The 15,016-nt window shown below is 39.4% G+C and carries 13 protein-coding genes; 4 read left to right on the top strand and 9 right to left on the bottom strand.

Going from position 1 to position 15,016, the window contains the following annotated elements:
• Nucleotides 1-4 precede the first annotated feature (4 nt).
• The 5 genes from LXL81_RS12875 to LXL81_RS12850 form a co-directional block, all read right to left on the bottom strand.
• Nucleotides 5-334 carry a DUF5615 family PIN-like protein gene (locus LXL81_RS12875; RefSeq protein ID WP_234647198.1) on the bottom strand — a complete coding sequence of 110 codons (330 nt, stop codon included), beginning with the start codon at nt 332-334 and terminating at the stop codon, nt 5-7.
• Nucleotides 318-557, bottom strand: coding sequence for a DUF433 domain-containing protein (locus LXL81_RS12870; RefSeq protein ID WP_234647197.1), 240 nt, complete (start codon nt 555-557; stop codon nt 318-320). Before LXL81_RS12870 ends, LXL81_RS12875 begins: the two co-directional genes overlap by 17 nt.
• A 45-nt stretch (nt 558-602) precedes the next feature.
• Nucleotides 603-1,394 carry a DUF1801 domain-containing protein gene (locus LXL81_RS29155; RefSeq protein WP_310589569.1) on the bottom strand — a complete coding sequence of 264 codons (792 nt, stop codon included), beginning with the start codon at nt 1,392-1,394 and terminating at the stop codon, nt 603-605.
• A 162-nt stretch (nt 1,395-1,556) separates the two neighbouring features.
• A complete protein-coding gene (locus LXL81_RS12855) occupies nt 1,557-2,252 on the bottom strand; it encodes a hypothetical protein (protein ID WP_234647196.1) in 696 nt (231 codons plus the stop codon).
• Nucleotides 2,253-2,272: 20 nt separating this feature from the next.
• Nucleotides 2,273-3,262 (bottom strand): glycosyl hydrolase family 18 protein, encoded by a 990-nt coding sequence (locus tag LXL81_RS12850; protein ID WP_234647195.1) that lies wholly within the window; start codon nt 3,260-3,262, stop codon nt 2,273-2,275.
• A gap of 249 nt (nt 3,263-3,511) precedes the next feature.
• Between LXL81_RS12850 and LXL81_RS12845 the strand changes: the two genes are divergently transcribed.
• Nucleotides 3,512-4,501 (top strand): glycosyltransferase family 9 protein, encoded by a 990-nt coding sequence (locus LXL81_RS12845; RefSeq protein WP_234647194.1) that lies wholly within the window; start codon nt 3,512-3,514, stop codon nt 4,499-4,501.
• A gap of 9 nt (nt 4,502-4,510) precedes the next feature.
• Here LXL81_RS12845 and LXL81_RS12840 read toward each other — a convergent pair whose 3' ends face one another.
• From LXL81_RS12840 to LXL81_RS12830, 3 genes are all read right to left on the bottom strand, one after another.
• Nucleotides 4,511-5,809: a WG repeat-containing protein gene (locus tag LXL81_RS12840; protein WP_234647193.1), complete on the bottom strand. Its 1,299-nt coding sequence runs from the start codon at nt 5,807-5,809 to the stop codon at nt 4,511-4,513.
• A 235-nt stretch (nt 5,810-6,044) separates the two neighbouring features.
• Nucleotides 6,045-7,760, bottom strand: a complete 1,716-nt coding sequence (locus LXL81_RS12835; RefSeq protein ID WP_234647192.1) for a PQQ-dependent sugar dehydrogenase — start codon at nt 7,758-7,760, stop codon at nt 6,045-6,047.
• Between the two features lie 231 nt (nt 7,761-7,991).
• A complete protein-coding gene (locus tag LXL81_RS12830; RefSeq protein ID WP_234647191.1) occupies nt 7,992-9,164 on the bottom strand; it encodes an AIR synthase-related protein in 1,173 nt (390 codons plus the stop codon).
• Nucleotides 9,165-9,445: 281 nt separating this feature from the next.
• Between LXL81_RS12830 and LXL81_RS12825 the strand changes: the two genes are divergently transcribed.
• The 3 genes from LXL81_RS12825 to LXL81_RS12815 all read left to right on the top strand — a co-directional run bounded on the left by LXL81_RS12825 (nt 9,446) and on the right by LXL81_RS12815 (nt 13,251).
• The gene (locus LXL81_RS12825) at nt 9,446-9,952 is read left to right on the top strand and encodes a C40 family peptidase (RefSeq protein WP_234647190.1); all 507 of its coding nucleotides are present in this window, start codon (nt 9,446-9,448) and stop codon (nt 9,950-9,952) included.
• 271 nt (nt 9,953-10,223) lie between these two features.
• On the top strand, nt 10,224-11,558 hold the full coding sequence (gene argH, locus LXL81_RS12820) for an argininosuccinate lyase (protein ID WP_234647189.1): 1,335 nt from the start codon (nt 10,224-10,226) through the stop codon (nt 11,556-11,558).
• A 136-nt stretch (nt 11,559-11,694) separates the two neighbouring features.
• Nucleotides 11,695-13,251: a VCBS repeat-containing protein gene (locus tag LXL81_RS12815; protein WP_234647188.1), complete on the top strand. Its 1,557-nt coding sequence runs from the start codon at nt 11,695-11,697 to the stop codon at nt 13,249-13,251.
• A 159-nt stretch (nt 13,252-13,410) separates the two neighbouring features.
• Here LXL81_RS12815 and LXL81_RS12810 read toward each other — a convergent pair whose 3' ends face one another.
• Nucleotides 13,411-15,006, bottom strand: coding sequence for a SusD/RagB family nutrient-binding outer membrane lipoprotein (locus LXL81_RS12810; protein WP_304488675.1), 1,596 nt, complete (start codon nt 15,004-15,006; stop codon nt 13,411-13,413).
• Nucleotides 15,007-15,016: the final 10 nt, after the last annotated feature.

Raw genomic sequence — 15,016 nt, 5'->3', positions numbered from 1 at the left:
ATTTTCAATCTGCTTTAATAATTATTGGTCCAATTGCCAGTTTATCAGATTTCAATTGATCATTAATTTGTCTTGAAAGTTTTGTAAGCTCCATGTAGGTATTAATATGTGCTGTTAGCACAAAAACCGTAATTGTATATCTTAAAAAGTTTTGCTGATCCTGAAGATTTTTGTCGAAGGTCAGTAAAACGTCAAAATTGTTTGCAAGCATTAACCTAAGTAATTCTCCGTTTTTTACGCCATTCCATTCCTTATCCCGAACGGTAAAAACTTCATGTTCAGGAAAATCAGACTTTAAACGCTTCGGTAAATTTTCGTCAAGCAACAGTCGCATATAACTGCTCGATATTTTTAGATGTAAGAAATTTATTAGCGGTTTCCAGAACAGCAACGGCCTGCCTTTTGGATACTGTTGGAAAATCTTCTAAAAAATCGTCCAGTGCAACACCTGCTTCTAAATGATCAAAAAGTGTTTCCACCGGAACACGGGTTCCTGTAAAGACAGGTTGACCGCCTAAAATATCTTCATCTATGGTAATTACTGTTTTGATCTCCATACTCTAAAAATAAGAATTATATTTAATAAATCGCTCTTTCCCCAATCATTTCTCTACCAAAGCAAGCCACTTTTTCACCACATTTTTCAAAGCTTTTTCCTTCGATTTCACATCATCCAAATCCTTAAAAATCACAGTTCTACGTCCATCTTCATAGTCACCTTCAAGCAATCCGCTTGTGTCGCTAACCTTTGCTCCGCTTGGGAAAACGATCATTATTTTTCCTTTATGCAGATTCATCACCGCTATATCACTTTTGTACTCTTTTGGATCGAATGGTTTCATTTCGCCGGTGTAGTAAAAGCTGGGATTATTCCATTTTATTCTTTCTCCTATTTCTTTATCTGTGCTTAATATTATTTGCCGTATCGTTTCAACAACCTTTCCCAGCTCAAGATCCAGTTTTTGGATATGCGCGGTTACCTGCTCCTGATCTGAAAGTTTTGAAGGTTTTGCGGATGGTTTCTTTTTAGCTTTTGAGTCAGATTTGGACAGATTTTGTTCAATTCTATATTTTGTAATTCTAGCCACTAAATCCAGTGGAAGTGGTTTGTCAAACGGAAATTGTACCGATCCTTTCGCACCCTTATATTCAGATAATTCTTCCTTAAATGCTTCAAGTCCGCGCGGAGCCGGGTAGAATCCAATATGATTTTTAAAAGCAGCATAGTGGACCAGATTCCCGTTCAGTGTAAAAGTCGGGATTCCGTAGCCTATTTTTTCTTCTGCATCCGGCGCAGCTTTGGAAATAGTAACCCGCATTTCTTCCAGAAGCTTTTGTATTTCCTTTGGAAAACCTGCAATGTATTTGTCGACATCAGGATTATTTTTTGTCATAGCAGTGTGGTGTGAGAATAGTCAAGACTTCAAATCTAAATATTTGAATGGTAATAAGTTAAATGTGATTTAAATATACTAATTCAACCAGGCTATTGCAGTTTAAGAAGAATTAAACCCTTAATAATATCTTTATAGCCAGATACTTTTCACTCCCCATCATTACAAACGCCGCCCCAAAACTCCCGGATTTTCAGCTTTCCGATTTTTCTCCTCTAAAAATTTATACGTTCTGTGACCAGCCAGACTTTTATCCAGTTTTTCAAAAAGCCTGTCATTTTTAAAAGCATACCAATTGATTTTCAAGAGATACAGACTTACATATGAATCCGGATGTTTTGCAATGTATTCACCTGTTTTCCTGACAAAGTCCTCTTTTTCAATCGCTTGCTTGTCAACCCAGAAATTAAGACTATCTGCATTTCTTTCTTTACGTGCACGTTTTTCTCCTATTGCATAATCAAGAATCCGCTGGTCATAAGGTTTTTGAAGACTATCCTGAAATAATTTCCAGTCAGGATTACTTTTTGAATTGGTTACTATGGATCTCGAAACATCCGCGGTATCAAGCTGAATTTTTGCACCGGATTCTAAAAAGAAAAACAGTGAACCTTTAACCTGGGATACGTGAAGCTGATAAAGATCCGGAACCAGATCGTTGGCAATTTCCAGATTAAATATATCAGAATTCAGTTTGATGGAATGTACGATAGCAGCAAATCCTTTTTCCCTGGTAAGCAAAATGGCTTTGCGTCCTTTAAATTCTTTTGGAGCAACGATCTGGATTTTAACGTTTTGAGAAAAAACGGGGAAAGCAGAAAACAATAAAACAACAAGTGCGGCGAAGTATTTATTCATTTTCCCGAAAAGCATAACCATTATTTCCCGCTGGACTGTATAACATCATGAATATTTCCCAGAAGCGATTGCGGACCATTGTCATCCTGTAATAATTGCCAGATCATAATACCGCCGGTTTTTTCCAAAGCCAATGTAGTTTTTTTACGAATTGTAGGAATCCCGTTGTAATAGATTGCACCGCCGTTTACGTTGAATTCATCCATTTGAATGGCATCCGGGTAAGTGAGCAAAAGACTTTTCCAGGAAATACTTTCAGGTGCTGTTCCTCCAAAACCATATCCATAAAAGGGAACGCCCAGACTCAGTTTTTCTTTTGCAATGCCCCGCGTTTTATTCCAGTATTCAACATCTTCAACGGCCATATCGTAAGGTGCATGCGGACCGGGTTTTGCAAGATTCCACGGTCCGGTTCTGTCATAAGACATGATATTAACAAAATCGAATTGCGACAAAGCCTTATCTGTGAACTGATCTTTGTAAGCAGTAGCGATAGCAGCGGTAATCATTTTGTTTTTCAGTTTCAACTGCGCAGCCAGATCAATGACAAAGTTCTCATAATTGGTATCAATCAAATCACCTTCGAGATCCACATCAATTCCATCCAGATTATTTTCAACAGCCAGTTTTACCAGATCGGCAATTAATTTTGTCTTTTTTTCTCCAATTAAAAATGAGGGGTAATATTTGGGAGCACTGCCTCCGCCAATGGAAACCATTATTTTAACATCTTTTGAATGCGCAATCGCGGCAACAGCTTTCAGGTTTTCTGTTCCCTGCAAATTTCCGGCAGAATCAGGATTGATAAATGCAATATTCAGATGTGTAATTTTACCGTAATCAATTGTATTTGCAGACTGTACTAAGTTTTCCCGGCCAGGCAAATAACCTATAACACGGAAAATGGATGTTGAGGTGCTTGCCGTTATAGGTTTTTTGCTGCATGCAGAAGAAAAATAAACCATCAGGCAAAAGATAAATGCCCTGAAAAAAATAGTTTTTTTACTCACTGTAAAAGTACGTTAGGATTAGTTTCCTGGTGAACAAACTGGTTCTTATGCAAATTACTAACAAGATAGAAAAGAAAATTTCCACCTGCTTACCAGGTTAGATAACTTTTCGTTATTAATACAAAATACATAACAGGAAACATCTGTTCCAGCGAAAATTGTTATCATATTCTCTATTTTGGACAAATAATTTCGTAACCACTTCTCCCCTATCTATTTTTGCATAAACAAGCTTGATTTTACCAAGGCATGAATATATTAGTTACTCGCGTTGACGCAATCGGAGATGTCATCCTGGCACTTCCGGTTTGCGGTTTTATAAAAGAATGTTTCCCCGGCTCCACCGTAGCCATTCTTGCCAGGAAATATACCAAGCCGGTTGTTGATGCGAGTGATGCTGTGGACTTGTTTCTTGACTATAATGAAATATCTGCTATGCCAAAAAATGAGCAGATTACTTATATCAGATCGTTTAAATTTGATGCCATTTTGCACCTCATTACCCAACAGGATTTGAATGATATGGCCAAGGATGCCGGAATTCCTATTCGGATTGGAACAATAAGCCGCCCTTATCATTGGCTTAAATGCAACAGGCTTGTATGGCTGAGAAGAAAACAATCGGACGACCATGAAGCAAGACTGCATTTTCGTCTTCTCCGACCGCTTGGAATAAAAAAAGTGCCTGAAAAATTATGGGAATATTACCAGCTTAATCATCTTGCGGAACTTCCGGAAGCATTTTCAGAGCTTTTAAACACAGATAAATTCACCATTATCCTGCATCCCAAATCGAATGGAAATGCGTTGGAATGGGATTTAAAAAGATTTTCTGAACTTATTGATTTGTTGGATCCCGATAAATTCCGCGTTTTTATAACCGGCTCTGAAAAGGAAAAAGTTGAGTTACAATCCTGGATTGAAACATTGCCCTCGCATGTAATAGATTGGACAGGAAAACTTCCACTCGACCAATTAATAACTTTTATCAGCAAAACGGATGGACTTGTTGCCGGGAGTACCGGGCCGATGCACCTTGCTGCCGCCACAGGTATCAATACGCTGGGATTATTTCCAAAAAACCGGCCAAAACATGCGGGCAGATGGGGACCTATTGGTCCCAGGGTGAGTTACATTCAAACGCTAACAGAAGATCTGGATAGTATATCCGCCTCCGATGTTTTTGATAAAATCAAAAACTGGAAGAAGATTACTGACGATAACTCTATTCTAAGATAGACTTTCAACTTATTTTCTTTCAGCCTTACTCCTATTAGTGCGGGAAATAAATTTTACAGGAAAATAGGCCAGAACAATCAGTAGGAACATAATCAGCGTAGCACGCCAGGCGGAAGAAAATCCTTTAAACTGAAAGGTACCATCCGGCGACATATCGTAGAAAATACCATACTTTTCAGTCACCACCATATCTTCACGGAAAGGTTCTGCCTCGCTAAACCAGGTTTTGGTAATCACTTTGCCCGTGGTATCAATATATGCGTATTTATCATTCAGCTGGATCATCGCTACGCCATGTTTGAAATAGGAAGCAGATTGGTAAATAATTGGCGTAGTAATTTTACCTGTGGTATCAATATGACCAAACTTTCCATTCAGAGAAACAGAAGCGCGGTTTTCATCCATAAAGCGGCCGGCGTAATCATATAAAAATGGAATTACGACTTCACCTTTTTTATTGATGCAGCCCCATTTATTCCCTTTTTTCACCCAATAGCGTCCAAGAGATGGCTTTTGTGTATCATCATATAAAAACGGAATCACAATTTCTCCCGTTTTTGAACTTACATATCCAAACTTGTTTCCGTACTTAACCCTTGCCAAACCACGCCCGGAATGTTTATAGATCAGGTCAATATCATCAAGCGCAACGGGGACACGCAGGATCAGGTTTTTATCGACAATCCCAAATTTTCCATGGTAATAAAAACGAAAAGGCTCTTTTGCTTTTTTGATATCTATCTCGGTATACCTGCCAAAGTTCCAGTTTAAAGTGGTCAGGTTTCCGTTGACATCCCACATAAAATCCTCCTGGCAATCATGGTAAGCGACGTAAGCTGCTTTACATTTGCCGATCAAAAAATCGTTTGGAAACAATTCGACTGGTATTTTATAGATTTCCTTGCCTAATGAATCCAGATAAGTCAGCCCAAATTGCTTTCCTTTTGGATATATGACGTAAGTTATTCCATCTTTAAATTCTCCCGCGCCACGATAAATTGGCGGAATAATTATTGTACCGTTTTTGTTAATATATCCGTGCATTCCCAGTGCACCCTGATGGTTTTCAAAAGTGACAAATTCAGCCAATCCGTTTGAAAATTTACCAATATCCCGATAAGCCGGAGTAAGTTTGTTCCCGTTTTTATCTACCAGAAAACTGGCATACGAACCACTTGATCTTTCGATCGTTTTAACAACATATACATGACCAAATTGCTCATGTTCCTGATATTTTTTTAGCCATTCCGGATTTTCCGCGGCATTTGCTTTCACAAAAAAGCATGTACTCAGAAAAATTAAAAACATGAAAAACTTATTATTTCCGGCAATCATAAATTTAGATTTTATAGAAAAAAAGGAAATCATATCAGATCAAAAATATAACTAATTTATTAGTTATATTTTTAGTTAAAGAAATTAATTTCCAGCTGACAAAAATTTTGATCCTAAGTTAATTTTCTTTTTTGTGAAAAAACCATCAATAAATGCCTATGAGCATAATATTGATGGTTTTGGATTAATAATGTAAACAATCAGACGCTTATTTTATAATCACAATTTTCTGATTTAAGCTGCGCTCATTTCCCTGCAACCTGACAATATACATCCCTGAAGATACCATCTCAATGGGAACGTCCAGGTCTCCTTTTTTATTGGTAATGTCTTTTCTCATCAAAACATTACCGTTTGCGCTTACCAACTCAAAGGAATTAAAGGGTTCTTCAATCACAAGATGCATAATTTTGCTTTCAATCAGGGATGGTCTAACAAAATTTGCACTGCGATTTTCATTTCCTGAGGCGATACTGATCATGTTAGAGTATTTAAAAGAATCATCCTGGTCAACCATTTTCAAACGATAATAAAGCGTTTGCGCATTGTTGATGGAATGAAAAAACTGATAATCGCTTCCGGTCAGACCGCCTTTTGGAAAAACAGTACCAACTTGTGCGAAGGTTTTGGCGTTCAAACTATACTCAATGTCGAACTGGCGGAAATCTTTTTCCGTAGCAGTTTTCCAGTTCAATCTTACACCTTCATTTCCTGAAACTCCTTTAAAACTGATAAGCTCCACAGGCAAAGGATCTTCGGGTATCAGATTGTAGATTATACCGGACGTGAGTGCAACCGCATAAATTTCGCCATTTTCGGCCTCTCCAAAATCCGCGACATTGGTAATAGAGGATGTTTGAACAGTTGTTGCAACGGTTCCGCTTACTGGCCCCACGATGTGAATATTGCCTGAATAAAAATCCCCGCCAACATAATAGCCCTGCATCTCAGGATATTTTGCACCTCTGTAAACAACCCCGCCAACGACCGAACTTCCGGCTGCGCTGTTTGTCGCATACTTATGCACAGGGAAATGATATTGTGCACCATCAATACAATCAGCACTGTTATGTATGGCATCTCCTTCATAACAACCCCATCCATAATTAGCGCCGGATGTGGTGGAGGTAGTTCGATAATTAATTTCCTCAAAAGCTGATTGCCCTACATCTCCAATCCACATATCACCTGTTTCACTATCAAAACTCCAACGAAACGGATTTCTCAGCCCTGTTGCGTAAACTTCATTTTTTGTAATACTTCCAACCGGATAAGGATTATCAGAAGGAGTTGTATATGGAAGTCCGGTATCCGTCGTGCTAACCGTGATTCTGAGAATTTTGCCAAGTAATTTCGCAGGATCCTGAGCGTTATTGTCCGGATCATTGCCTCCACCTCCATCACCGATTGAAAGATACAAATTCCCGTCTTTTCCAAAATGCAATTCCCCGCCATTATGATTTTCTTCCCCCGGATGAGGCACCGTAAGCACAACCAGCTTGGATGCAGGATCAGCGATATTCTGGCTTCCGGCACTTATTTTATAACGGGCAATTTCAAGGTTTCCTTCCCCATTGGTATAGTAAACAAAAAACAACCCGTTTGTAGCATAGTTTGGATGAAAAGCCAGACTTAGCAAACCTTGCTCACCTGTCGTCAAAATTCCGGCAACTGTCAAAAAAGTCCCGAGTGGAGCATAAGTTGCGCTAAATACTTTAATAGCACCGGTTTTTTCAACAATAAAAATTCTATTGGTTCCGTCACCAGCATTGACGAGTTGTATGGGCGAGCTCAGTCCACTTGAAATGACGGACCTAAAATAAATGGTTGGCTGGGAATAAACCTGAGAATTACAAAGTAGCGAAACGATAAACAGCAAGGCAGCAAAATTGAAAGCCCTCTTTTTCAGGTCGAAGTTTTCCATGGTTGATGAAGTTGACGGTGAGCATAAATTTGTAAAATTAGTTTTATAACATCTATGCCAGGATTCCAGAGAAACCTTGTTATCAGTGGTTTACACAAAACAATTAATCGTGGTAACAAACCATCATTGTTGAAAAAATCTGTATTTATATCAATAAAAAAGGGTTTATACCAAAAACAATTTTGATATAAACCCCTGAAAATGTCTTAAAACTTTTAAACTAAAATATTTTTATTCATAATAAAAAGTCCCGGCCTCACTCGAAATCGTCAATTTCTTAACGGGCGATGCTTCTACCCTGCCAATGATTTGTGCCTCAATACCAAATGATTGTGATATTTCAATAACACGGGCCGCGTTTTCTTCCGACAAATAAATTTCCAAACGGTGACCCATATTAAATACTTTATACATTTCCTGCCATGACGTACCACTTTCCTCCTGTATCAATTTGAAAAGTGGTGGAACAGGAAGCAGATTATCTTTTATAATGTGCAGATTATCAATGAAATGCAAAATCTTGGTTTGCGCACCACCGCTGCAATGTACCATTCCATGAATCTGTGGCCGAAGTTCATCAAGTAATGCTTTTGCCACCGGAGCATAGGTTCTGGTGGGAGAAAGAATTAATTGTCCAACGTTTAAATCTGTGCCTTCCACAGAATCAGTCAGTTTTTTTGAACCGCTGTAAATCAAATCGTTATTAACCTCTGGGTCAAAACTCTCAGGATATTTTTCAACAAGATATTTACCTAATACGTCATGACGGGCAGAAGTTAATCCATTGCTGCCCATACCTCCATTGTAAGAAGTTTCATAGTTCGACTGGCCATAAGAAGCAAGTCCAACGATAACGTCACCGGCTTTGATATTGGCATTATCAACCACTTCTGATCTTTTCATTCTGGCGATAACCGTGCTATTCACTGTTACCGTGCGTACCAGATCTCCAACATCGGCCGTTTCTCCACCCGTACTGTATATTTCAACACCATAACTGCGCAGCATTTCCAGAATTTCCTCCGCGCCGTTGATCACCTGAGCGATCACTTCACCAGGAATTCTGTTTTTATTTCTGTCAATTGTGGATGAATAAAGCATCGGGCCTGTGGCGCCAACACATAATAAATCATCCGTATTCATCACAATAGCATCCTGCGCAATACCTTTCCAAACGGAAATATCACCGGTTTCTTTCCAGTAAAGGTAAGCCAGCGAGGTTTTGGTACCCGCTCCGTCCGCGTGCATAATGGTGCAATATTCCGGATCTCCGGCGAGCGTATCAGGAACAATTTTGCAAAAAGCTTTTGGATATAACCCTTTGTCAATATTCTCGATTGCCTTGTGTACGTCCTCTTTCGATGCAGATACGCCGCGTTGCAAATAACGGTCGGTGGTTTCCATGCGTTAAGTATGGTTAATTCTAAATTTTCTTATTGAAGGGCACAAAAATAGGAAAAAAGATGGGGGTAATGAAGCTTATCTGTATGATTGACCAATAGAATCATAAATAGACTGACTGTTAACAGCTTAGCAAGCAAAATAACAAAGTTCACAAAATCTTAATTTTATAAAATTTCTTAAATGCCAAAACCTTCTTATCTTTAAACTTCTAACGTATTTAGTAGGAAACACAATATTTTCTATTGAGATATGTTTTAATATCAGAACCTAAACCAATCTGGATGCAAAATTTGATTCAACGTACCGTCATTTTAAGCTTGTTCTTTTGTGCTTTTTTACTTGGTAATACTGCTAATTCAAAATCACTGAATCCTCCAAAAACAGCTGCTGATACGCTCAATCCAATTGAATCCCTGGTCTCTTTCGCTGATAAACATCTTCATATCCGTTACCGCTCCGGTGGCACTTCCAAAAAAGGTTTTGACTGCTCCGGTTTTGTCCGCTATTGTTTCAGCAAGTGGGATATTCTTTTGCCACATTCAAGTGCCGCTCAATCTGAAAAAGGTGAAGAAGTAAATCTTTCAAATGCCCGCAAAGGTGATTTGATTTTCTTTAAAGGCCATAGTTCCAAAGATTCCCGTGTTGGGCATGTCGGTATTATTACTGAAATCGCGCCGGGATATGTGCGCTTTATACACTCTGCATGGAATGGTGGCGTGCGCTACGATCTGCTGAGTGCTGATTACTACCAAAAACGCTTCGTAGCCATCCGGCGAATGATTAACTGATATTGTACTGTTTACAGGTTACACAGAGAACCACTGAGGTAATAAGAGGGACACAGAGTTTTCTTTTTATCTCAAAATAAACTCTGTGTACCTCCCCTTAACTCTGTGGTCCTCTGTGTAACCTAAGAAAATAACTTTCTCAATTTCCCACCGTTTCCTCAATTGATTGTAAATTTGTAGCATAAAGCGCATGATTGACCGGGATTAATACCTCTGTGTTTCTCTTTCCAACGCTGCGTACCTCTGTGTAACCATAATTCGTCTACTGATTTTGAAACTCTGGCAAAAAGAAAATACCGTTACTTCTGAAAAAATAGAACGTTTCACTGTCGGTCGCGATCGTGAAATGGATTTACATCTTGCCGAATTCGACGTACTTGGCAATCTTGCCCATGCGACAATGCTTGAAACAATCGGTTTACTTACAGCGGAAGATCTTACTGCGCTGAAAGCAGAACTGATTGAAATTTATGCCCAAATCCAGCAAGGCGATTTTATAATCGAAGATGGCGTGGAAGATGTTCATTCACAGGTTGAACTGATGCTGACGCGCAAATTGGGCGATATTGGCAAGAAAATTCATAGCGGGCGTTCCCGTAACGACCAGGTTTTGGTTGATATGAAACTATATACACGCGACCGTTTATTTCAGGTCGTTCAGGCTACGGAAAAACTTTTTGATGTATTAATCAGCAAATCGGAGGAGCATAAAAATGATCTTCTTCCAGGTTATACACATTTGCAGATTGCCATGCCATCTTCTTTTGGTTTGTGGTTTGGTGCTTATGCCGAGGGTTTGATTGATGATGTGATCCAATTGAATGCAGCTTACCGCTTAGCTAATAGAAATCCGCTGGGATCCGGCGCAGGTTATGGTTCTTCGTTTCCTTTAAATCGTACACTGACTACCGAATTGCTGGGATTTGAAGGTATGCATCACAACGTGGTATATGCACAAATGAGTCGCGGGCGTACAGAGCAGGCGGCACTTACCGCAATTTCCTCTTTGGCCGCTACGGTTTCCCGCCTTGCAATGGATATTTGTTTATACAACAGCCAGAATTTCAGTTTTATCGTTTTACCGGATGATTTAACCACCGGAAGCAGTATCATGCCGCACAAGAAAAATCCGGATGTAGCAGAATTATTACGCGCGAAAACAAACCGTATGAAAGCTTTACCTATGGAAATTACCATGGTTTTGAGCAATCTTCCTTCGGGATATCACCGTGATATGCAGCTGCTGAAAGAAATCCTGATGCCGGCTTTTGACGAAATTCTGGATTGTCTGGATATTGCCGCTTTTATGTTGGAAAATATTAAAGTGAAACAAAACCTGCTGGATGATCCGAAATATGATCTATTATTCAGTGTGGAGCGTGTGAATGAACTGGTCATTAGTGGCGTTCCATTCCGTGACGCATACCGCCAGGTTGGTGCAGAAATTGGTGACGGAAGTTATGTTGCGCCGCGGGAATTGAAACATTCGCATGAAGGTAGTATCGGGAATTTGCAGAATGATCTGATCAAGGCGCGTATGGATAACGAGTTGGCACGATTCGAGTTTGATAATGTAAGAGCTGCTCTGGATAGTCTCATCGTATAAGATTACCCGGCCAGCGAAACATCAAATAAAACAATAAAAATAGAGAAGTCAGCACCGATTGATTTCTCTATTTCCTTTAATTCTACCAACCGGTTTTCCTCAAATAATTCCCTCCAATCTTAATCTGAAACAGGAAATGTCCTCGATAAAACTCGGTCTGATTGTTTCCCTTTTTCTTTGGATTACTGTTTTTTCATTAAAACAGCAAGTCGAAAAACCTTTAACCAGAGTTCATTTACGGAATAATACTGCTGATACCTTATCCGGCAGACAACTGGCAGGTCAGTACTGCCGGGCTTGTCATCTTTTCCCCGACCCTTCTTCATTAGACAAAGCAACCTGGACTAATTCTGTATTGCCCAATATGGGTTTACGTTTGGGTGTAAAAAGTGCAGGCAGAAATCCTTATGAAGACTTGCCGGATGTAGAAATAAATCTGATCCGGGAACAAGCAATATATCCGGAAACCCAATTAATTTCTGATGAAAACTGGGCTAAAATTGTGAAATATTACGAGACCGAAGCCCCGTCAGAACCGTTACCTCAGAAAGCAGTTCCGCCTGTAACAAATTCACTTCCTTTATTTAAGGCGCAGGAAATTAAACTTGGCGACAAACCTTTTCCTCAAACAACTTTACTTAAATTCGATCCTGCAACCTCACTGATCTATGTCGGCGATGCGCAGCATGTCCTTTATGTTTTAGATAACAAATTTAAACTGAAAAATTCCCGATCCGTGGAGAGTCCTCCGGTTGATATGGATTTTCCAAAAAATGCTGAGCCTCGTTTTTTAACCATTGGCCTTTTTCAGCCTTCTGAACAAAAATTGGGTAAGCTTATATCGCTTGAAACAATATCGTCATCCTCAGCCTTAACAATTCAAAACCTACACCGCCCTGTTCAATTTGCCACTTCCGACCTCAATATGGACGGAAAGGAAGATGCAATCATTTGTGAATTTGGAAATCATACCGGAAAGTTAGTTTGGCTGGATGATTTTCAACCTTCAAAAGAACACGTTTTAAAAGAATTTCCCGGAGCAAGAAAGGTTGAAGTGGCAGATTTCAATCAGGACAAAAAACCGGATCTGATGGTATTGATGGGACAGGCGCGTGAACAGATTTCCATTTTTTACAATTTGGGAAACGGTGAATTCAAGGAAAAGACTTTGCTCAGGTTTCCCCCGCAATATGGTATGAGCTATTTCGAGCTGGTAGATTTTAATAAAGACGGCTTCAAAGATATTCTGGCTACGAATGGAGATAACTGGGATTATTCAGCGATTAAGAAAAATTATCACGGCGTAAGAATATATCTAAATGATGGAAAAGATAATTTTAAAGAAAGTTATTTTTATCCTCTATACGGTGCAGCCAAGGCCGTTGCCAGAGATTTTGATCATGATGGAGATATAGACATCGCAGCAGTTTCATTTTATACCGAGCTGGAAAATCCGCAACAGCAATTTATTTATTTGTCAAATAAAGGAGATTTAAACTTCCAGGTACACTCCACGCCAGAAGCGGCAACCGGAAAATGGATGACCATGGAAGCCGCAGATTTTGATCATGATGGCGATATTGATATTATACTCGGCTCTTATTTCCACAATTTATCAGAGTTTACAAAACTCGCCTTTCAGGGAGTTTTGTCATTTCCTCAGGTTTTGGTATTGAGGAATACAAAAAAATAAGTTGTATTGTTTTATGCGAAAAATATTCGGGATGAGATTTTCTATTAAGGTTTGTTAGATGATCAGAAGTTAAAACATACATCACTGTGTAAAAGCAAAAGAGGCAGGTCGTTTGACTTGCCTCTTTTGCTTTTATATCAATCCTCAAAAACTTTCAGACTATTTTACGTCCCAGAAAAGTTTGGTAGTAAGTTTATCCTGATCTCTTACTGCTGAATAGTTATTCGCATTGTAAGAAATCTCATTACTTGGAATTGTCCATTTTACCGGAGGCAATGTCTGGTTATTTGCATTATCAACCTGGAATGTAAACGTTGGAAGATCAAGTCTACGTGTTTCTGCCCAGTTTTCATAAGGCTGAACAAGGTTGAAATGAAGCCATTTTTGCGTAGCGATCAAGGCCAGCTTGCTAGTGCTTGATGTAGCTTTATCCCAGTTTACTCCATCCGCAGCAATATACTTCGCTATTGAGGACTCAGAAGCTGGAGACGGTGCAGCATTTACACCCGTCGCATTACTTACAGTGATAATCGAATTATAGAAATTAGTTGATAGAGAAATTGCTGATTCGTACGCAGCCTTGGCAGAAGCATCGTTTCCAACTCTCAAATAATATTCAGATTTAATCAGGCTTACTTCCGCTGCATTGATAATCACCCCAGGGAAAAACTGGTTGTGGCTCGTCACATAACGGTTATAAATTGCAACTTGTCCTGCATTAGAAAGCTCTGTCTGGGCAGCGGACGTTGCAGTTGGATCAATACCAATATATTTTCCTGCTGCACTCGCACCTGGTTCAAATAGGATTGGCAAACGTGGATCAGCATTCGTATTCATGAAATCGATCATTTTCTTACCAGCAGTATTACCATACCAACCTCCATCAGAAGCAATACCTCCCTGGAATCCTTTAGAGTTAATATCCGTATTTACGTTAAATACATTAATCTGAATATTCTGAAGGTTTGTTTCAACAATCGGATAAGTCGAAGTATTTGCCAGAATTTCTGCCATTTCAGCAGCAGATCTTGATTGGAAAGCACTTACAGCAGAAACACGGTTAAGCATTCTCAAACGAAGTGAATTGGTATAACGCTTCCAGGCCGTAAGATCACCTTTGTTTACAAAATCCTGAGTCTGGAAAGATTTAAGGTAACCTGCGTTTATCGTCGTCGCGTTCAGCTCTGCTGCAATGCTCTTCAAGTCATCAAGCATCATCGTGTACAGCGTCTGCGGATCGTCAAACTTCGCCAGTGAGTTAGCATAGTCTCCGCCATTCAATCCAACCATGCCTGCCTCAGTAAAAGGAATAGCACCAAAAAGGTCAACCATCCTTTCAGTTTGATCGTAAAGGTAAACCGTCGCAACCGTCATGAAGAACTTGCGATCTGCCTGATCTGTTGCGCTTAAAGCGTTGAATGCTTTTTGAAGCTCACGATATTGAGCAAGCATGTTGTAGTAATTAAACCAAACTGCCTCTGTTCCGGAAGATCCGGGAATGTACTGCCCCGAATCATTAATCCAACCTGTAACCTGATTGTAATGGTTGATCGAAGTCCGTAAGGCTACGAAATAATTGGTATACCCCGGAAGGATGTAATCCTTTGTGGACTGTAAAAATCCTGTGAATTGTTTTTCAACCGTTGTTTCAGCAATCTTCGATGGATCGGCATATGAATCAGTAAAATCCGATTCTTTACAGGAAACTGCACCAAGCAAAAGTCCTGCTAATATTAATGATGATATTTTTTTCATTTTCATAATC

The sequence above is a fragment of the Dyadobacter sp. CY356 genome (genome assembly GCF_021440195.1).
GTDB lineage: Bacteria > Bacteroidota > Bacteroidia > Cytophagales > Spirosomataceae > Dyadobacter.
Note: the sequence above shows the minus strand (reverse complement) of the source record. Positions and strands in the feature narration are given on the sequence as shown.

Excerpts from the sequence above, each read along its gene's own strand:
- LXL81_RS12875 (WP_234647198.1), bottom strand. The coding sequence starts at position 334 with ATGCGACTGTTGCTTGACGAAAATTTACCGAAGCGTTTAAAGTCTGAT.
- LXL81_RS12870 (WP_234647197.1), bottom strand. The coding sequence starts at position 557 with ATGGAGATCAAAACAGTAATTACCATAGATGAAGATATTTTAGGCGGT.
- LXL81_RS29155 (WP_310589569.1), bottom strand. The coding sequence starts at position 1,394 with ATGACAAAAAATAATCCTGATGTCGACAAATACATTGCAGGTTTTCCA.
- LXL81_RS12855 (WP_234647196.1), bottom strand. The coding sequence starts at position 2,252 with ATGAATAAATACTTCGCCGCACTTGTTGTTTTATTGTTTTCTGCTTTC.
- LXL81_RS12845 (WP_234647194.1), top strand. The coding sequence starts at position 3,512 with ATGAATATATTAGTTACTCGCGTTGACGCAATCGGAGATGTCATCCTG.
- LXL81_RS12840 (WP_234647193.1), bottom strand. The coding sequence starts at position 5,809 with ATGTTTTTAATTTTTCTGAGTACATGCTTTTTTGTGAAAGCAAATGCC.
- LXL81_RS12835 (WP_234647192.1), bottom strand. The coding sequence starts at position 7,760 with ATGGAAAACTTCGACCTGAAAAAGAGGGCTTTCAATTTTGCTGCCTTG.
- LXL81_RS12830 (WP_234647191.1), bottom strand. The coding sequence starts at position 9,164 with ATGGAAACCACCGACCGTTATTTGCAACGCGGCGTATCTGCATCGAAA.
- LXL81_RS12825 (WP_234647190.1), top strand. The coding sequence starts at position 9,446 with ATGCAAAATTTGATTCAACGTACCGTCATTTTAAGCTTGTTCTTTTGT.
- LXL81_RS12815 (WP_234647188.1), top strand. The coding sequence starts at position 11,695 with ATGTCCTCGATAAAACTCGGTCTGATTGTTTCCCTTTTTCTTTGGATT.
- LXL81_RS12810 (WP_304488675.1), bottom strand. The coding sequence starts at position 15,006 with ATGAAAAAAATATCATCATTAATATTAGCAGGACTTTTGCTTGGTGCA.